We start from the raw sequence: 17,620 nt of genomic DNA on the forward strand, positions 1-17,620 counted from the left end.
GGCGGCTGTGGGTGCGCGCGCGGGGGGGGGGGGGTGGGGGGCTCCCCCCCCCCCCCCTCCGTACGCCCTGTCCGGCGCTCCGCGCGTGCCGGCCGTCGTCGGTCCCGCCCGTCGCGTCCTGCTCCCCGGGTCAGCCGGGGACGTTGTCCCTGACCAGCGGGCTGAGCACGGTGGCCGGGTCGAGCGGGTTCTTCGCGGCCCCGGACGGAACGGTCAGCTCGACGTAGGCGGCGCGCATGGTCGTCACGAAGCGGTAGCCGCCGTCGTCGAGCTTCTGCGACCACCAGGTGACGTCGTCGACGGTCGGGGACAGGTCCGTGGCGTGCTCCCCGTCCAGTTCCTCCGGCCGGTCGACGCCGCAGCGCAGGACCGTCCGGGGCGAACTGTCCCAGACGGCCACGTACGGCGAGGCGGGCGACGGGTCCTTGCGGGCGTGCCCGAGCAGGTCCTGCGGCAGCGCGGCGGCCAGGGCCCTGCAGTACTCCGCCGCCTTGCCGCTCGGGCTCGGGACCTCGATCTTCCCGTCGCCCGAACCCCAGGCGCCGACCAGCACCACGACGGTGCAGGCCAGCGCGACGGGCAGGGCCAGCCACCGCACGGGCGCCGGCAGCGCGGTCAGCGCCCGGGGGAGGCGGGGTTCTCTGGTCACGCGCCGATGGTAGCCGGGACTTACAGGTGGACCACGGGACAGGTGAGGGTGCGGGTGATGCCCTCGACCTTCTGGACCTGGGCCACGACCATGCGGCCCAGGTCGTCGACCGTCCCGGCCTCGGCCTTGACGATCACGTCGTAGGGGCCCGTGACGTCCTCGGCGGTGAGCACGCCGGGGATCTCGGAGATCAACTCGGCCACCGCGGTGGCCTTCCCTACTTCGGTCTGGATCAGGATGTATGCCTGTACCACGAGGACCTCCCGGCGGCCGGTTACGGGGATCGCCGCCGTGATCGCCCGGTCAGGCGTCGGGGGGTGGAACGGGCTCACCGGCAGTCTGATCACCACGCTACCGCGCAGCGGGCCGGGGAGGGGAGACTTCTGCACCCCCGAAGGGCGTACGCTGCGCGCGGGGGAGCGCGACGGGGACCGGATCGGATGAAAACGCGAGAGGACGGCAGATGCAGGGGACCGTGGGCGAACTCGGCGAGTTCGGCCTCATCAGGGAGCTGACCGCCCGGGTACCGCTCACCGATGCGGTCGACCTCGGCCCGGGTGACGACGCCGCGGTGGTGCGGGCTCCGGACGGCCGGGTGGTGGCGACCACGGACGTGCTGATCGAGAACCGGCACTTCCGCCGGGACTGGTCCACCGCGTACGACGTGGGCCGCAAGGCCGCCGCCCAGAACCTCGCCGACGTGGCCGCGATGGGGGCGGTGCCGACCGCGATACTGCTCGGTCTGGTCGCCCCCGCCGATCTGCCGACCACGTGGGCGACCGAGCTGATGGACGGGCTGCGCGACGAGTGCCAGGTCGCCGGGGCGACGGTGGTCGGCGGCGACGTGGTGCGCGGCGACACCGTCATGCTCGCCATCACGGCGCTCGGTGACCTGCAGGGGCGCGCGGCGGTGACGCGCTCCGGCGCGCAGGTCGGCGACGTGATCGCGGTGACCGGCTGGCTGGGCTGGTCGGCCGCCGGGCTGACCGTGCTGCAGCGCGGCTTCCGCTCCCCGCGCGCCTTCGTCGAGGCGCACCGCCGGCCCGAGCCGCCGTACCACGCGGGCCCGGCGGCGGCCGAGTTGGGCGCGACCTCGATGATCGACGTGAGCGACGGGCTGGTCGCCGACCTCGGCCACGTGGCCCGGGCCAGCGAGGTCGACATCGACCTGAAGGCCGCCGACTTCGACGTCCCGGCGCAGATGGCGGACATCGGCCAGGCGGTCGGGGTGGACCCGCTGGTCTGGGTGCTCTCCGGCGGCGAGGACCACGCGATCGTGGCGACCTTCCCACGCGGGGTCCAACTCCCGGCCCGCTGGCGGGTGGTGGGCGAGGTCACCGGCCGTCCGACGGGCAGCCGCAGCGGCCGGGTGACGGTGGACGGCGCGCCCTGGGACCGGGTCGGCGGCTGGGACCACTTCGCCGAATGACCTACGGCGTACGGCCGATGGGCACTGGACGCCGGTGCGTCGCATGACGCTCCGGGCGTGCGGCGGACGGGATTCGGGGGTGCGTTTTGCGTAGGCTTGCGGCATCCGAGCCCGCCCGCCCGTCCGGCGCGGGCGGCCCGAACCACTGCGAGCGGGAGCACACCTGACATGCGCATCGGTGTACTGACCAGCGGCGGCGACTGCCCCGGCCTCAACGCGGTGATCCGCTCGGTGGTGCACCGGGGCACGGACGTCCACGGCGACGAGATCGTCGGCATCCTGGACGGATTCCTCGGCCTGATCGAGGGCCGCACCCGGACGGTCTCGCACGACGACGTCACCGGTCTGCTCACCCTCGGCGGCACCGTCCTGGGCTCGGCCCGGGTGCGGCGCGACCGGATCGCCTGGGCGGTGGAGAACGCCGAGGTGCTGGCCAGGGACATCGGCATCGACGCGCTGATCGCGATCGGTGGCGAGGGGACGATGACCGCCGCCAAGCTGTTCAGCGACGCCGGACTGCCGGTGGTCGGGGTGCCGAAGACCATCGACAACGACATCGACGCCACCGACGTCACCTTCGGCTTCGACACCGCGGTGCACGTCGCGACCGAGGCGATCGACCGGCTGAAGACCACCGCCGAGTCCCACCAGCGCGTCATGGTGGTCGAGTTGATGGGGCGTCACACGGGCTGGATCACCCTCACCGCGGGCATGGCCGGCGGTGCGCACGGCATCCTGATCCCCGAGAAGCCCTTCGACATCGAGGGGGTGGCCCGGATGGTCGAGGACCGCTTCTCGCGCGGCAAGAAGTTCGCCATCATCGCCGTCGCCGAGGGCGCCACCCCGATGCCCGGCACCATGCGCTTCGACCACGGCGCCGTCGACCAGTACGGCCACCGGACCTTCGGCGGGATCGGCAACCGGCTCGCCCACGAGCTGGAGGACCTGCTCGGCAAGGAGGCCCGCCCGGTCATCCTCGGCCACACCCAGCGCGGCGGCACCCCGACCGCCTACGACCGGGTGCTCGCCACCCGCTTCGGCTGGCACGCGGTGGAGGCCGTCCACCGGGGCGCGTTCGGGCACTTCACCGCGCTGCGCCGGACCGGGATCGAACTGCTGCCGATCGCCGCCGCGGTGACCCGGCTGAAGACGGTGCCGGAGGACCGCTGGGTGGAGTCCGAAGCCGTGCTGTGAACCGGCGCGGGTAGGTTGGGGGCATGGTCCACCCGTCTCCCGCCCCCGCCGCCGGCCGGCCCGCTCCGCACGGCCCCTCCGGTGCTCCTCCCCGCGTGCTCACCGTCGCCGGCTCCGACTCCGGCGGCGGCGCCGGCATCCAGGCCGACCTCAAGGCGATGCTCGCCCTCGGCGTCCACGGCATGAGCGTGGTCACCGCCGTCACCGCGCAGAACTCGCTCGGCGTCCAGGGCTACTGGGAACTGCCCGCCGAAGCCGTCCGGGCACAGTTCCGCAGCGTGGTGGACGACATCGGGGTGCAGGCCGTGAAGACCGGCATGCTCGCCTCGATCGAACTGGTCGAGACCGTCTCGGAGCTGCTGGCCGACGTGGACGCCCCGGTGGTGGTCGACCCGGTCGGCGTCTCCAAGCACGGGGACGCGCTGCTGGCCGCGGAGGCCGTCGGCACCGTCCGCGAGAAGCTGCTGCCGGTCGCCACCCTGGCCACCCCCAACCTGCACGAGGTGACGCAGCTCACCGGCCGCACCGTCGAGGACGAGGGGCAGATGCTGGACGCCGCCAAGGCGCTGCTCGACCTCGGACCGCGCTGGGTGCTGGTCAAGGGCGGCCACCTGGAGGGCGAGGCCGCCGACCTGCTGTACGGCGGGCCGGGGGAGGAGCACTGGTACCGGGCGCCGCGCTACGACAACCGGCACACCCACGGCACCGGCTGCACCCTGGCCAGCTCGATCGCGGCCGGCCTGGCCAAGGGCGAGCCGCTGCCGGAGGCGGTGGGCTCGGCCAAGGAGTACATCACCGGCGCGATCGCCGGGGGCTTCGCGCTGGGCGCCGGGATCGGGCCGGTCGACCACGCCTGGCGCTGGCGCTGAGGGCCGGGACGGAAACGACCCCGGACGGGAACGAGCCCGGACGGGAACGAGCCCGGACGGAAACGAGCCCGGACGGGAACGGACGCACCCGGACGGAAGCACCGACCGGACGAAAACACTGGTGGGCGGGTCCCCGAAGGAGCCCGCCCACCAGTGGTGAGTCCGGAATCGGCGTAGCCAGTCATGGAAACAGCGAAGCCGGTCCATCCGGGGATGAACCGACTCACTGGAGGACCGGCATGCCGGTCTGCGCGTCAGCGCGAGACCTTACCGGCCTTGATGCACGAGGTGCAGACGTTGAGCCGCTTCGGCGTCCGCCCAATCACAGCGCGCACCGTCTGGATGTTGGGGTTCCAACGACGGGGGGTACGGCGGTGAGAGTGGGAGATGCTGTTGCCGAAGCCCGGCCCCTTGCCGCAGACGTCGCAGTTGGCAGCCACAGGAGTCACTCCAAGACTTCAGATCAGATACTTTCGAAAACCCCGCTCACCCACCGGAGCACTCGCGTGAACCAGACCGGACAAGGGGGTGAGCCTGGACGGTTCCAGGCAACCGGAAGAGCATACAACGCTTGCTTCCGTCCCACGAAACTACCATGACCGGCTGAGTGATCGCTCCGGTCGCCGGGTCCGGACGGCCCTCCCCGCACCCCGATAACCTGCCGGTATCACCCCTCGCCGCAGCCGTGACCGTGCTGCCGCCCCACAGGCCATCGCGGCCCACCCGGAGGAGCCCTGGTGCTGCACACGCTCGACGCCCCGGCCGTGCGCACCTGGTGCCAGCTCGCGCTGCGCGCGCTCGGCCAGGCCCGCGAGGAGATCGACGCGCTCAACGTCTACCCGGTCCCGGACGGCGACACCGGCACCAACCTCTACCTGACCGTCGAGTCCGCCGCCGCCGAGGTGGAGAGCCGCTTCGCCGACCCCGCCGCCGAGCCGGCCCCCGGACTGGCCGACGCGGTCCGCGCGATGGCCCGCGGCGCGCTGGTCGGCGCCCGCGGCAACTCCGGCGTGATCCTCGCCCAGTGGCTGCGCGGCACCGCCGAGACGCTGGCCGAGGGCGGCGGCGCCGACCAGCTGCGGGCCGCCCTCCAGCGGGCCGCCGACTCCGCCTACCAGGCCGTCGCGGAGCCCGTCGAGGGCACGCTGCTGACCGTCGCCCGGGTCGCCGCCCGGGAGGCCGTCCGGGCCGGGGACGGCCTCTCGCAGGTCGCCGACACCGCGTACCGGGCCGCCCGGGACGCCCTGCGGCACACCCCCGAGCAGCTCGCCGTGCTGGCCGAGAACGGCGTCGTGGACGCGGGCGGGCGCGGCCTGGTGGCCGTCCTCGGGGCGCTCGCCGACGCCGTCGCCGGGCAGCAGCCGATGGGGCCGGTCGCGCTGCGCGGGGACGTCCGGGCCGTCGAGAGCTGCGAGGTGCACGTCCGGCCGCCGGGCCCCGGGCACCCCGCCTTCGAGGTCATCTACCTGCTGGACGCGCCCGACGAGGCGCTGCCCGCGCTGCGCGGGCGGCTCTCCGAGCTCGGCGACTCGCTGGTGATCGGCGGCGGCGACGGCCTGTGGAACGTGCACGTCCACGTGGACGACGCGGGCGCCGCAGTGGAGGCCGGGGTCGGGGCCGGGCGGCCGCACCAGATCCGGATCACGCACTTCGCCGAGGCCGCCGCCCGGGCCGGCAGTACCGCGCCCGAGCACGGCGAGCGCGAGGAGCGGGCCCGCGCGGTGCTCTCCGTGGTCTCCGGCGGGGGCCTGGCCGAGCTGTGCGAGCAGGCCGGCGCCGTCGTCCTGCACGCCGACCCGGACCGCCCGCCGGCCAGCGCCGAACTCGCCGCCGCCGTGCGCCGCTCGGCCGCCCGCGAGGTCGTCCTGCTGCTCAACGACCCGGAACTGCGCGCCGCCGCCGGGGCCGCCGCCGACCAGCTGCGCGAGGAGGGCGTGAGGATCGCCGTCCTGCCCACCCGCTCGCCGGTGCAGGGGCTGGCGGCGCTCGCGGTGCACGAGGGCGGCCGCCGCTTCGACGAGGACGTGGTCGCCATGACCTCCGCCGCCGGGGCCACCCGCTACGCCGAACTCGCCGTCGCCGAGGGGGAGTCCTGGACGATGGCCGGGGTCTGCCAGGCCGGGGACGTGCTCGGGCTGATCGACGGCGACGTCGCGGTGATCGGCGGCGGACTGGAGGAGGTCGGCGAGAGCGTGCTGGACCGGATGCTCGGCGCGGGCGGCGAACTCGTCACCCTGATCCTCGGCGAGGGCACCGACGAGGCGCTCGCCGACCGGCTGGTCGCGCACGTGCGGCACCGGCGGCCCGAGGTGGACGCGGTGGTCTTCCACGGAGGACAGGAACCGGCACCACTGCTCATCGGCGTGGAGTAGCGCGGCGGCACGTCGCCCGGGCGGGGCGGCGGGCGGCGGGAGGCCCGGTTTGTCGGTCCCGTGGTGTAAACAGGGCGCTGATGGGCGCTCTCGATGAACCACTGACCAAACTCGTCGGCGACCGCACCGCGAAGGTGCTCGCCGACAGCCTCAAGCTGCGCACGGTCGGGGACCTGCTGCACCACTACCCGCGCCGCTACGTCGAACGCGGCCAGCTCACCAGTCTGGACGAGCTGGAGGTCGACGAACACGTCACGGTGCTGGCCCGGATCGAGAAGGTCACCCTGATCCCGTTCCGGGGCCGCAAGGGCGACCGCCTGGAGGTCGTCGTCACCGACGGCCGCAGCCGGCTCTCGCTGGTCTTCTTCAACCAGGGCTGGCGGCAGAAGGAGCTCAAGGCCGGCGCCCAGGGCCTGTTCGCGGGCAAGGTCGGCGTCTTCAACCGCTCCCGCCAGCTGGTCTCCCCGGACTACCAGCTCCTCGACGAGGACACCGGGTCGGACGCCGCGCGGCAGTTCGCCGGCCGGCTCATCCCGGTGTACGGGGCCAGCGCGCAGATGCCCAGCTGGAAGCTGTCGATCTGCATCGAGACCGCGCTCACCAAACACCTCGGCGACGTCGGGGAGCCGCTGCCCGCCGAACTGCGCGAGCGGCACGACCTGGTCCCGCTGCCCGAGGCGCTGGAGCTGATCCACCGACCGCGCAGCCAGGCCGACCGCGAGCGGGCCCAGAGCCGGCTGCGCTGGGACGAGGCCTTCGTGCTCCAGGTCGCCCTGGCGCAGCGCCGGGCCGCCGACTCCGCGCTGCCCGCCAAGCCGCGCCCGGCCCGCGCGGGCGGCCTGCTGGACGCCTTCGACGCCCGGCTGCCATTCACCCTCACCGAGGGCCAGCAGAAGGTCTCCGCCGAGATCGCCGCCGACCTGGCGACCGAGCACCCGATGCACCGGCTGCTCCAGGGCGAGGTCGGCTCCGGCAAGACCCTGGTCGCGCTGCGCGCCATGCTCGCCGTGGTGGACGCGGGCGGCCAGGCCGTCCTGCTGGCACCCACCGAGGTGCTCGCGCAGCAGCACCACCGCTCGATCGTCGAGATGATGGGGGACCTGGCCGAGGGCGGCATGCTCGGCGGCTCCGACCACGGCACCCGGGTGGTGCTGCTGACCGGCTCGATGGGTGTCGCCGCCCGTCGCCAGGCACTGCTCGACATGGCCTGCGGCGATGCCGGCCTCGCCATCGGCACCCACGCGCTGATCGAGGACAAGGTCCAGTTCCAGGACCTCGGCCTGGTCGTGGTCGACGAGCAGCACCGCTTCGGCGTCGAGCAGCGGGACGCGCTGCGCGCCAAGGGGGAGCAGCCGCCGCACCTGCTGGTGATGACCGCGACGCCGATCCCGCGCACCGTCGCGATGACCGTCTTCGGGGACCTGGAGACCTCCGTCCTGGACCAGCTGCCGGCCGGCCGCTCGCCGATCTCCACCCACGTCGTCCCGGCGCTGGAGAAGCCCAACTTCCTCGCCCGGGCCTGGGAGCGGGTCCGCGAGGAGGTCGGCAAGGGCCACCAGGCGTACGTGGTGTGCCCCCGGATCGGGGACGACGAGGAGCCCGCGGCCCCGGCCGGGGGCGACGCGAAGAAGAAGCGGAAGCCGGCCGGGGAGGACTTCGAGGAGGTCGCCGACCTCGGCGCCGCGAGCGACGAACGACGGCCCCCGCTCTCGGTGGTGGAGACGGCCCGGAAGCTGGTCGAGGGCCCGCTCTCCGGGCTGCGGGTGGAGATCCTGCACGGGCGGCTCGCACCGGAGGCCAAGGACGACGTGATGCGCCGGTTCTCGGCCGGCGAGGTGGACGTCCTGGTCGCCACCACCGTCATCGAGGTCGGCGTCAACGTCCCCAACTCGACCGCGATGGTCATCATGGACGCCGACCGCTTCGGCGTCTCCCAGCTCCACCAGCTGCGCGGCCGGGTCGGCCGCGGCAGCGCGGCGGGCCTGTGCCTCCTGGTCAGCGAGATGCCCGGGGGCAGCGCCGCCCGGGCCCGGCTGGACGCGGTGGCGGGCACCCTGGACGGCTTCGAGCTGTCCCGGATCGACCTCGAACAGCGCCGCGAGGGCGACGTGCTGGGCCAGGCGCAGTCCGGGGTGAAGTCCTCGCTCAAGGTGCTCTCGGTGCTGGAGGACGAGGAGGTCATCCTCACCGCGCGGACCGAGGCCACCCGGCTGGTCGCCGAGGACCCGGAGCTGGCCGCCCACCCGGAGCTGCGCACGGTGCTGGAGAGCCTGATCGACGAGGATCGGGCGGCCTACATGGAGAAGGGCTGAGCCGGTCCGGTCGCACCCGTCCGGCCCGGGAATTGTCAGACCCCCGCGAGAGAATGAAGGTGTTCAGGACGCACCCTCAAGGTGCGTACCTGGCGCGACACTTGGGGGTCATGCCATGGCATTCCGTCATCTCAACGAGCTCCCGCTGGGCGACAAGGTCTTCCGGATCGAACTCGCCAGCGACGACGACCGCGAGGTCACCCTCACCCTGACCGGCTGGCGCGAGGGGGCGGCCGCCGCACCGCTCGCCTCGGGCAAGCTCCGCCTGCCGGTCGAGGACGTCGCCTCGCTGCGGATCGCGCTCAACCGCGCGCTGCGGGCGCTGGCGATCGTCGCCGACGTCTCCGAGCCCATCCCCGACCGTGACGTGCTGCGCGAGCTGTACCCCGGCCACGGCGCCCCCTGGGTGCCGCAGCACGAGGAGGAGCTGGTCCGGCGCTTCCACGACGGCGAGACCGTCGCCCGGATCGCCGCCCGCTTCGGCCGCACGCCCGACTCCGTCCGGACCAAGCTGCGCGAGCTCGGGCACGACCCGCGCCGCCCCGAGTTCTGCCCGCCCGACGGCTGCCTGTCCTGGTCGCGCTACGCCTCGCCGGCCCTGCTCGGTGCGACCGTTCCGGCCCAGTCGGCGGGCTCCGAGGCGAGCTGACCGTCCGGGTGTGCGGGCGCGGACCGGCGGGCGCACCCCGCCGGGCCGCGCCCGTTCGGCGTGAGCGCGGTGATCGGGTCGGCGGTGGTCGGGATAGCGTGGTCGGGCAGCGACGAAAGGACCTCCCACCACCATGACCCGCGTGATCGCCGGGGCGGCCGGCGGCCGCCGACTGGCCGTACCGCCCGGCCGGGGCACCCGACCGACCTCCGACAAGGCCCGCGAGGCGATGTTCTCCACGCTGGAGGCACTGCGCGGCACCCTGCACGGGGCCCGGATGCTGGACCTGTTCGGCGGATCGGGCGCGGTCGGTCTGGAGGCGCTGTCGCGCGGCGCCGAGCACGTCCTGCTGGTCGAGGCGGACGGCCAGGCGGCCAGGGTGATCCGGGAGAACGTCCGCACGATCGGCCTGCCGGGCGCCGAGGTGCGGGCCTCGAAGGCGGAGAAGGTGGTCGTCGGCCCGCCCCCGCAGAGCCCGTACGACCTGGTGTTCCTCGACCCGCCGTACGCCGTGACGGACGAGGAGCTCCGGGAGATGCTGATCACACTCCTGGCCGGGGGGTGGCTCGCGGAGGACACACTCGTCACCGTGGAGCGCAGCACCCGCGGCGGCGAGTTCGGCTGGCCCGAGGGTTTCGAGGGCCTGCGCTCCCGTCGCTACGGCGAGGGCACGCTCTGGTACGGTCGCGCCGCCGCGGCCGACCCACAGGAGTAGCGGGCCGCGGGCCCGCACGAGCCGTCACCCCACGAGGGAGCACACACGCCATGCGCCGAGCCGTCTGCCCCGGATCGTTCGACCCGATCACCAACGGTCACCTCGACATCATCGAGCGGGCCTCGAAGCTCTACGACGTGGTGCATGTCGCGGTCCTGATCAACCGGAACAAGCAGGGCATGTTCACCGTCGAGGAGCGGATCGGCCTGATCGAGGAGGTCACCGCGGGCTTCGGCAACGTGGTGGTCGAGTCGCACCACGGCCTGCTGGTGGACTTCTGCCGGGAGCGCGGCATCCCCGCGATCATCAAGGGCCTGCGGGCGGTCAGCGACTTCGACTACGAGCTGCAGATGGCCCAGATGAACCACGGCCTGACCGGCGTGGAGACGCTGTTCGTGCCGACCTCGCCGACGTACAGCTTCCTCTCCTCGACGCTGGTCAAGGAGGTCGCCTCGTACGGCGGCGACGTCTCGCACCTGCTGCCCGAGATGGTGCACCGGCGGCTGGTCGAGCGGATCGCGGAGCGCAAGGCCGAGCAGTAGGCGGCCGGTTGTCCTTTTCTGCCGGTTCGTCACGCCTTGTCCTTCGGTCCGGAGGCCCGTTCGGCTCGGGCGTTGTGACCCGGCCCCGGGGTGGCCGTACAGTCTGTATTCCTGCCCTGCGGTGAGGTCCACCGCGCCGGGCCTGCCTCCGCCGGACCGTCGGCGGCACACGGAAAGACGAAGCCCCGTGGACGTGCAGAACAAGGTCGACGAGATCGTGGCGGCAGTGGAGAACGCCCGCTCGATGCCGATGTCGGCCTCCTGCGTGGTGAACCGGGCCGAGCTGATCGGCCTGCTCAACGACCTCAAGGCGGCCCTGCCCGCCGAACTGGCCCAGGCCCAGTCGGTGATGGCCGACCACGAGCAGGTGGTGGCCGGCGCCCAGGCCGAGGCCGACCGGATCATCCAGGGGGCGCACAGCGAGCGCGGCTCGCTGATCTCGGACACCGAGGTGGTCCGCCAGGCGCAGTCCCAGGCCGACCGGATCCTCGCCGAGGCGCGCTCCGAGGTCGACGCCAAGCGGGCCGAGGCCGACGACTACGTGGACAGCAAGCTCGCCAACTTCGAGGTCGTGCTGACCAAGACCCTCGGCGCGGTCGGCCGCGGCCGCAGCAAGCTGCGCGGCGACACCGGCGTCTTCGAGGCCGAGCACGACGGCGAGGGCGACGGCGAGGAGTTCCGGCCGCAGCGGCTCAGCCCGAGCCCCGAGGTGGACGAGTACGTCGACGTGAAGCTCGCCACCCTGGAGGGCGTGCTCGGCGCGACCCTGGAGGCGGTCGGCAAGGGCCGCGACAAGCTGCTCGGCAAGCGGCCGATCGACGAGCTGGGCGCGTACCTGGCCGCCGCGGACGAGGCCCAGCAGGCCAAGGAGCGGGCCGAGGCGGTGGCGGCGGGCTTCGCCGCGGACGCCGACGGCGAGGACATCGCCTGGTACCGCGAGGACGTCCCGCAGCAGCAGACCTGGCCCGAGCAGACCCCGGCCGCGGCCGGCTGGCAGACCCCCGGGTCCGACCAGTACGCGGCCGCCCAGCAGCAGGGCGGGCAGTACGCCGAGGTGTACGGCGGCGGCTACGACCCGGCCGGCCAGGGTGACCCGTACAACACCCAGTGGGGCCAGCAGCAGGCCGGCGACTACCAGCAGCACGGCTACCCGGCCCAGCAGCAGGACGGCTACGGCTACCAGCAGCAGCAGTCCCAGCAGGGATACGGCGCGCAGTCGTACGACGGCTACGACTACCCGCAGCCGCCCGCCGCCCCGCCGGCCGTGCCGCAGCAGCAGCAGGGCCTGGACGAGACCAGCTTCTTCGACACCAGCATGATCGACATGACCAGGCTGCGGGAGCTCGGCGGCCGCTGAGCGGACCCGCGCGACCGCCTGGCGGACCTGCGCGGAGCCTCCCGCCGGGACCGAAGTTGGGCCTGGCGGGAGACTCCGGTAGTCTGACCACTCCGGCATCCCCATGTCCGGCTTTTCGCTTGCCCGCGTGACGCCGACGTGATGGAGACGCCACCGATCACTCAATCCGATGGAAGTCAGGACACCGTGAACCGCCTCGACCACCGCGACCCCCTCGTGTTCGACACGCACGAGCTCGGCCGTCGTCCGGGTGCGATGCGCAAGGTGAGCCGGACCCTGGAGGCCCCCGAGGGCTTCGGGATCATCGACGTGATCGCCGTCCCGGAGAAGAGCCCGATCGAGCTGGAGCTCCGCCTGGAGTCCGTGGTCGAGGGCGTGCTGGTCACCGGCACCGCCGGGGCCCACGTCGAGGGCGAGTGCGTCCGGTGCCTGGAGCCCGTCGACTTCGACATCGACGTGGACTTCCAGGAGCTGTACTACTACCCGGAGTCCGACGAGCGCCACCGCGCCCGGACCACCGGGACCGAGGACCTCGACGAGGACTCGGAAGAAGAGACTTACCGTCTGGAGGGCGATTTCTTCGACCTCCAGCCGGTGCTGCGTGACGCGGTGGTGCTCGCACTGCCGCTGCAGCCGGTGTGCCAGGAAGACTGCCTGGGCCTGTGCTCCGAGTGCGGAGCGCGCCTGAGCGACGACCCGGCGCACCACCACGATGCCGCCGACCCCCGGTGGGCGGCACTGCAGGGACTCTCCGCCGCCCCCGGCGACGAGGGTGACGGAACCAAGACCAGCGACACCCGTGAGGGTCTCGCCGAGAACCAGGAGAAGTAGCCGTGGCTGTTCCGAAGCGGAAGATGTCGCGCAGCAACACGCGCCACCGTCGGTCCAACTGGAAGGCCGTCGTCCCGGCCCTCGTGGCGTGCGACCGCTGCCACGAGCCGAAGCTGGGCCACATCGCGTGCCCGAGCTGCGGCACGTACAACCGTCGCCAGGTCCTCTCGGTCTGATCGGCGGGGTGCACGGATCGATGTCGGACGGTAACTCCACTCGCAAGGCGTCCACCGCCCCGAAGGTCTCTTCGGGCGGAGGCAAGGCCGGCGGGCCGGCTTCGACCGAATACGACGTCCTGGAAGGGCGCCTCGGGTACACGCTCGAGCGCGCCCTTCTGGTGCGTGCCCTGACCCACCGCTCGTACGCGTACGAGAACGGGGGTCTGCCCACCAACGAGCGCCTGGAGTTCCTCGGCGACTCGGTGCTGGGCCTGGTGGTGACCGACACCCTCTACCGCGTCCACCCGGACGTGCCGGAGGGCACGCTCGCCAAGCTGCGCGCCGCGGTGGTCAACTCCCGCGCGCTCGCGGACGTCGGCCGCGGCCTGGAGCTCGGCGCGTTCATCCGCCTCGGCAAGGGCGAGGAGGGCACCGGCGGCCGCGACAAGTCGTCGATCCTCGCCGACACCGTCGAGGCCGTGATCGGCGCCGTCTACCTGGACCGGGGTCTCGACGCCGCCACCGAGTTCGTCCACCGCCTGTTCGACCCGCTGATCGAGGAGTCCTCTCAGCTGGGCGCCGGACTGGACTGGAAGACCAGCCTCCAGGAGCTCACCGCCTCGGTGGGCATCGGGGTCCCCGAGTACGTGGTCATGGAGTCCGGTCCGGACCACGAGAAGACCTTCACCGCGGCGGCCCGGGTGGCCGGCGAGGACTTCGGCAGCGGCGTCGGCCGCTCGAAGAAGGAAGCCGAGCAGAAGGCCGCCGAGAGCGCGTGGCGCGCGATCAAGGAGAAGTACGCCGACCGCCTGCCGGCCGGCGCCCAGGGCTAGCACAGCGGGCGGCCGACCGGTGGCCGCCTGAAGTAGCCTTCTCCTGCTGATCGTTCCTGCAGGAGGCGTTTCCCGTGCCCGAACTCCCCGAGGTCGAGGTCGTCCGACGTGGTCTGGCCCGCTGGGTCGCCGGGCGGACCGTCGCCGACGTCCAGGTGCTGCACCCGCGCGCGGTGCGCCGCCAGCCGGCCGGTGCGGTCGACTTCACGGCCCGACTGACCGGCACCACCCTCGGCACCGCGCAACGGCGCGGCAAGTACCTGTGGGTGCCGCTCGCCGGTGGCACCGGCGCGGGCTTCTCGCTGATCGGCCACCTCGGGATGAGCGGCCAACTCCTCGTCCAGGACCCGTCGGTGCCGGACGAGACGCACCTGCGCGTCCGGCTGCGCTTCACCGACGGCGGCCGCGAACTGCGCTTCGTCGACCAGCGGACCTTCGGCGGTCTGGCCGTCGAGGAGGCCGAGGACGGCGACCCCGAGGGCACCCCCGTCTCCATCGCGCACATCGCGCGCGACCCGCTCGACCCGCGCTTCGACGACGGGGCCTTCGTGACCGCGCTGCGCGCCAAGCGCACCACCGTCAAGCGCGCGCTGCTCGACCAGACCCTGATCAGCGGCGTCGGCAACATCTACGCCGACGAGGCGCTGTGGCGCTCCAGGCTGCACTACGACCGTCCGACCGCGACGCTCACCCGCCCGCAGGGCGCCCTGCTGCTGGCCAACGCCCGGGACGTGATGACGGCGGCGCTCGCCGTCGGCGGCACCAGCTTCGACAGCCTCTACGTCAACGTGAACGGCGAGAGCGGCTACTTCTCCCGGGACCTCGACGCCTACGGCCGCGAGCACGAACCCTGCCGCCGGTGCGGCACCGCGATCCGGCGGGCGGCCTGGATGAACCGCTCCAGCTACTTCTGCCCCCGCTGCCAGCGCGTGCCGCGGGCCCGCAGCGGGGACTGAGCCGACGCTAGGCCCTGTTCCGGCCGGCGAGTTCGGGCTGCTCGGCGTCGGTGTCGCCGGGCGTGCCGTGGGTGTCCTGGCCGAAGTAGGCGACCCCGACCGCGGACACCACCGCGAGCAGGAAGCCCAACACGCCGAGCCAGCCCAGGCCGGCCTTGGAGGAGTCGCCGAGCCAGATCACGCCGACCGCGCCGGGCAGCACCGTCTCGCCGACCACCAGTGCGGCCGTCGCCCCGTTCACCGAGCCGATCTGCAGCGCCACGGTGTGGATGTACATGCCGCCGAGGCCGCCGACCAGGATCGCGTACAGCGCCGGGTCGGAGAGCAGAGCGCCGAGGTCGAACGGCTGGACGCCGTTCAGGATGCGCACACCGACGCCCAGGGCGCCGAACCCGAGGCCGGAGAGCAGACCGGCGACGATCGCGCCGCTCGCGCCCATCCGCCGCACCAGCAGACTGCCGCCGACCAGCAGCACGGTGGTGATGATCAGCAGCCACCAGTGGAAGGACATGGCCGCGTGGTGGCCGCCCTCCGGGCCCGCCGAGACGGCCAGCAGCACCAGCGCCGAGCAGAGCACCCCGATCGAGGCCCACTCCAGCTGCTTGAGCCGCAGGCCCAGCAGCTTGATGCTGAGCAGTGCGGTGATCACCAGGTTGGCGCTGATGATGGTCTGGGAGAGGAACAGCGGCAGCAGCCGTGCGGCCAGTGCGCCGAGTCCGAAGCCGATCAGGTCGAGCACCGTGCCGAGGATGAACTCCCAGGTGACGGCGGCTTTCGCGGTCGAGGACAGGCTCGGTCCGCCGTGCTCGGTGGTCGAGGTGGTGGCGCCCCTGGCGGCCTCCTCGCGGGCGGAACGGCGGGATCCGACGGCCTGCAGGACCGAGCCGGTGCCGTAGCAGGCGGATGCCGCCACTGCCGTGACGAGGCCGATGATCACCGGGTGCTCCGATCGGGAGTTGGGTCAGGAACAGGCTGGGTCAAGAAAAGGCAATGGGACCGGCGGTCCGGCACCACTATGCCCGTCCGCGCGGTACGGTCGGCACGCCCCCCGGAGCGTCCCGGAATCGGGCCGGACCCGCCGGGACGTACGCGCGGGCGCCTCCTGCGGTTCCCGCGCCCCGTCCGCCTCAGGGTCGGTCGGGGGAAACATCATCCCCGAGAAGGGGAGCGGCCCCGGCGGACGGCGGGGAGCCTTGTCATAACCAGTATGCGAAGGGTATGGCGTGCTCCGGCGCCGCTCACGGTAGCGTCGGTGGCATGAGAACCCTTGCACGACCTTCCCGGGGCGCCGGGCCGCTTGCCCTGGTGGTGGCGCTGCTCGGGCTGCTGCTCCTGCTGGCGCCGGCCGCGTCGGCCGCCGGCGGACTGAGCGACGCCTCCGCCACCCTGAAGAAGGGCAAGGTCTACGTCGACCCGGCGATGGCCGACCGCTTCAGCCAGGACCAGGCCGACGCCCTGACCAAGAAGATCGACAAGGCCGACAAGCCGATCTTCATCGCCGTCGTCCCGGACTCGCCGGCCTACGGCAAGGACACCGTCTTCAAGGACCTGCGCACCATGGTGGGCGTCGACGGCGTCTACGGGATCTGGCGCGGCAACCAGTTCGCGGCCCGGGCGGACCGCGGCGCACTGGGCGCCGGCCTCCCGGAGCGGATCTCCGGCGCCGCCTTCCGCTCCCACAACGGCGACATCGACGCCACCCTGAACGACTTCGTGGACCAGGCCGCCCCGCAGACCAAGGGCGAGGGCGTCAACCACAGCACCTCGATCGCCTGGGTGGTCATCCCGCTCGTGCTGGTGGCACTGGCCGGGGCCGGTGTCTTCCTTCTCATCCGCCGCGCCAAGAAGCGCAAGGAGGAGCAGGCCCGCGCCGAGCTGGACCAGCTGCGCCGGGTGGTCGACGAGGACATCACCGCCTTCGGCGAGGAGCTGGACCGGCTCGACTTCAACCCCGCCGCGGCCGACGCCGACGACGTCCAGCGCACCGACTACACCCACGCCCTGGACTCCTACGAGAAGTCCAAGCGCCTGATGGACGAGGCCAAGCGGCCGGAGGACGTCAAGCAGGTCACCGAGGCGATCGAGGACGGCCGCTTCGCGCTCGCCACCCTGAGCGCCCGGCGGGACAAGCGCCCGCTGCCCGAGCGCCGTCCCCCGTGCTTCATGGACCCGCGCCACGGCCCGTCCGTCAAGGACGTCGACTGGGCCCCGGCCGGCGGCTCCCCCCGTTCCGTCCCGGTCTGCCAGGCCGACGCGGACCGGGTGGCGGCCGGCCTCGACCCGGCCGTCCGCACGGTCGACACCGACCAGGGCCCGCAGCCGTACTGGAACGCCGGCCCGGCGTACGCCCCGTACGCGGGCGGCTACTACAGCAGCTTCGGCGGCGGCCTGCTGCCCGGCCTGCTGGTCGGCACCATGCTCGGCTCGATGATGAGCTCCCCGGCCTACGCCGCGGCGCCCATGATGGACGGCGGCCACCACGGCTACCAGGACCAGCACGAGGGCGGCGACTACACCGGCGCCGACTTCAACGGCGGTGACTTCGGCGGCTTCGGCGGGGGTGACTTCGGCGGCGGCGGTGGCGACTTCGGCGGTGGCGGGGACTTCGGCGGCGGCGGGGACTGGTAGCCCGACCCGAGCGCCCCACCCCGTGGGGGGGGCGCCCGGCGCGGGGGGGGGGGGGCGCCCCCCGGGCCGGCCCCCCCCCCCCCCCCCCCCCCCCCCCCCCGCCCCCCCCCCCCCCCCCCCCCCCCG

The 17,620-nt window shown here is 73.3% G+C and carries 18 protein-coding genes; 14 read left to right on the forward strand and 4 right to left on the reverse strand.

What is annotated here, in order from left to right:
- Positions 1 to 130: 130 nt before the first annotated feature.
- Complete coding sequence (locus ACFV0O_RS36010; RefSeq protein ID WP_380348250.1) at positions 131 to 649, reverse strand: DUF3515 domain-containing protein; 519 nt, start codon at positions 647 to 649, stop codon at positions 131 to 133.
- A 20-nt stretch (positions 650 to 669) separates the two neighbouring features.
- On the reverse strand, positions 670 to 903 hold the full coding sequence (locus ACFV0O_RS36015; RefSeq protein WP_380348252.1) for an Lrp/AsnC family transcriptional regulator: 234 nt from the start codon (positions 901 to 903) through the stop codon (positions 670 to 672).
- A gap of 209 nt (positions 904 to 1,112) precedes the next feature.
- On the opposite strand from ACFV0O_RS36015, the gene ACFV0O_RS36020 reads away from it, so the two are divergent.
- The 3 genes from ACFV0O_RS36020 to thiD all read left to right on the forward strand — a co-directional run bounded on the left by ACFV0O_RS36020 (position 1,113) and on the right by thiD (position 4,141).
- On the forward strand, positions 1,113 to 2,078 hold the full coding sequence (locus ACFV0O_RS36020; RefSeq protein WP_380348254.1) for a thiamine-phosphate kinase: 966 nt from the start codon (positions 1,113 to 1,115) through the stop codon (positions 2,076 to 2,078).
- A gap of 168 nt (positions 2,079 to 2,246) precedes the next feature.
- The gene (locus tag ACFV0O_RS36025; RefSeq protein ID WP_380348256.1) at positions 2,247 to 3,272 is read left to right on the forward strand and encodes an ATP-dependent 6-phosphofructokinase; all 1,026 of its coding nucleotides are present in this window, start codon (positions 2,247 to 2,249) and stop codon (positions 3,270 to 3,272) included.
- A 23-nt stretch (positions 3,273 to 3,295) separates the two neighbouring features.
- Positions 3,296 to 4,141, forward strand: a complete 846-nt coding sequence (gene thiD, locus ACFV0O_RS36030; protein WP_360262036.1) for a bifunctional hydroxymethylpyrimidine kinase/phosphomethylpyrimidine kinase — start codon at positions 3,296 to 3,298, stop codon at positions 4,139 to 4,141.
- A 254-nt stretch (positions 4,142 to 4,395) separates the two neighbouring features.
- On the opposite strand, the gene rpmB is transcribed toward thiD, so the two are convergent.
- Positions 4,396 to 4,581, reverse strand: a complete 186-nt coding sequence (gene rpmB, locus ACFV0O_RS36035; RefSeq protein ID WP_014138233.1) for a 50S ribosomal protein L28 — start codon at positions 4,579 to 4,581, stop codon at positions 4,396 to 4,398.
- 297 nt (positions 4,582 to 4,878) lie between these two features.
- Between rpmB and ACFV0O_RS36040 the strand changes: the two genes are divergently transcribed.
- From ACFV0O_RS36040 to mutM, 10 genes are all read left to right on the forward strand, one after another.
- Complete coding sequence (locus ACFV0O_RS36040; RefSeq protein ID WP_380348258.1) at positions 4,879 to 6,513, forward strand: DAK2 domain-containing protein; 1,635 nt, start codon at positions 4,879 to 4,881, stop codon at positions 6,511 to 6,513.
- An 80-nt stretch (positions 6,514 to 6,593) separates the two neighbouring features.
- A complete protein-coding gene (gene recG / locus ACFV0O_RS36045; RefSeq protein ID WP_380348260.1) occupies positions 6,594 to 8,825 on the forward strand; it encodes an ATP-dependent DNA helicase RecG in 2,232 nt (743 codons plus the stop codon).
- Positions 8,826 to 8,940: 115 nt separating this feature from the next.
- Positions 8,941 to 9,474, forward strand: coding sequence for a hypothetical protein (locus ACFV0O_RS36050; RefSeq protein ID WP_360262039.1), 534 nt, complete (start codon positions 8,941 to 8,943; stop codon positions 9,472 to 9,474).
- Between the two features lie 133 nt (positions 9,475 to 9,607).
- A complete protein-coding gene (gene rsmD, locus ACFV0O_RS36055; protein ID WP_360262040.1) occupies positions 9,608 to 10,189 on the forward strand; it encodes a 16S rRNA (guanine(966)-N(2))-methyltransferase RsmD in 582 nt (193 codons plus the stop codon).
- 50 nt (positions 10,190 to 10,239) lie between these two features.
- Positions 10,240 to 10,731, forward strand: a complete 492-nt coding sequence (gene coaD, locus ACFV0O_RS36060) for a pantetheine-phosphate adenylyltransferase (RefSeq protein WP_360262041.1) — start codon at positions 10,240 to 10,242, stop codon at positions 10,729 to 10,731.
- Between the two features lie 187 nt (positions 10,732 to 10,918).
- Positions 10,919 to 12,088 (forward strand): ATP synthase F0 subunit B, encoded by a 1,170-nt coding sequence (locus ACFV0O_RS36065; protein WP_380348263.1) that lies wholly within the window; start codon positions 10,919 to 10,921, stop codon positions 12,086 to 12,088.
- 141 nt (positions 12,089 to 12,229) lie between these two features.
- Positions 12,230 to 12,919, forward strand: coding sequence for a YceD family protein (locus tag ACFV0O_RS36070; protein WP_380348265.1), 690 nt, complete (start codon positions 12,230 to 12,232; stop codon positions 12,917 to 12,919).
- A gap of 2 nt (positions 12,920 to 12,921) precedes the next feature.
- Positions 12,922 to 13,095: a 50S ribosomal protein L32 gene (rpmF, locus tag ACFV0O_RS36075; RefSeq protein ID WP_030056747.1), complete on the forward strand. Its 174-nt coding sequence runs from the start codon at positions 12,922 to 12,924 to the stop codon at positions 13,093 to 13,095.
- Between the two features lie 20 nt (positions 13,096 to 13,115).
- On the forward strand, positions 13,116 to 13,910 hold the full coding sequence (gene rnc / locus ACFV0O_RS36080) for a ribonuclease III (protein WP_380348267.1): 795 nt from the start codon (positions 13,116 to 13,118) through the stop codon (positions 13,908 to 13,910).
- Between the two features lie 74 nt (positions 13,911 to 13,984).
- On the forward strand, positions 13,985 to 14,866 hold the full coding sequence (gene mutM / locus ACFV0O_RS36085) for a bifunctional DNA-formamidopyrimidine glycosylase/DNA-(apurinic or apyrimidinic site) lyase (protein WP_360262045.1): 882 nt from the start codon (positions 13,985 to 13,987) through the stop codon (positions 14,864 to 14,866).
- A gap of 7 nt (positions 14,867 to 14,873) precedes the next feature.
- Here the strand turns inward: mutM and ACFV0O_RS36090 are convergent, their stop codons facing one another.
- Complete coding sequence (locus tag ACFV0O_RS36090; protein ID WP_380348269.1) at positions 14,874 to 15,803, reverse strand: hypothetical protein; 930 nt, start codon at positions 15,801 to 15,803, stop codon at positions 14,874 to 14,876.
- Between the two features lie 320 nt (positions 15,804 to 16,123).
- Here ACFV0O_RS36090 and ACFV0O_RS36095 point away from each other — a divergent pair, with 320 nt between their 5' ends.
- Positions 16,124 to 17,494 (forward strand): hypothetical protein, encoded by a 1,371-nt coding sequence (locus ACFV0O_RS36095; RefSeq protein ID WP_380348271.1) that lies wholly within the window; start codon positions 16,124 to 16,126, stop codon positions 17,492 to 17,494.
- Positions 17,495 to 17,620 lie beyond the last annotated feature (126 nt).

It is taken from the genome of Kitasatospora sp. NPDC059577 (assembly GCF_042735475.1).
Taxonomy (GTDB): domain Bacteria; phylum Actinomycetota; class Actinomycetes; order Streptomycetales; family Streptomycetaceae; genus Kitasatospora.

Bases quoted from the DNA above. Each gene is read 5' to 3' on its own strand.
- ACFV0O_RS36020 (WP_380348254.1), top strand. From the start codon at position 1,113: ATGCAGGGGACCGTGGGCGAACTCGGCGAGTTCGGCCTCATCAGGGAG.
- rnc (WP_380348267.1), top strand. From the start codon at position 13,116: ATGTCGGACGGTAACTCCACTCGCAAGGCGTCCACCGCCCCGAAGGTC.
- recG (WP_380348260.1), top strand. From the start codon at position 6,594: ATGGGCGCTCTCGATGAACCACTGACCAAACTCGTCGGCGACCGCACC.
- thiD (WP_360262036.1), top strand. From the start codon at position 3,296: ATGGTCCACCCGTCTCCCGCCCCCGCCGCCGGCCGGCCCGCTCCGCAC.
- ACFV0O_RS36050 (WP_360262039.1), top strand. From the start codon at position 8,941: ATGGCATTCCGTCATCTCAACGAGCTCCCGCTGGGCGACAAGGTCTTC.
- rsmD (WP_360262040.1), top strand. From the start codon at position 9,608: ATGACCCGCGTGATCGCCGGGGCGGCCGGCGGCCGCCGACTGGCCGTA.
- ACFV0O_RS36070 (WP_380348265.1), top strand. From the start codon at position 12,230: ATGGAGACGCCACCGATCACTCAATCCGATGGAAGTCAGGACACCGTG.
- ACFV0O_RS36095 (WP_380348271.1), top strand. From the start codon at position 16,124: ATGAGAACCCTTGCACGACCTTCCCGGGGCGCCGGGCCGCTTGCCCTG.
- ACFV0O_RS36025 (WP_380348256.1), top strand. From the start codon at position 2,247: ATGCGCATCGGTGTACTGACCAGCGGCGGCGACTGCCCCGGCCTCAAC.
- coaD (WP_360262041.1), top strand. From the start codon at position 10,240: ATGCGCCGAGCCGTCTGCCCCGGATCGTTCGACCCGATCACCAACGGT.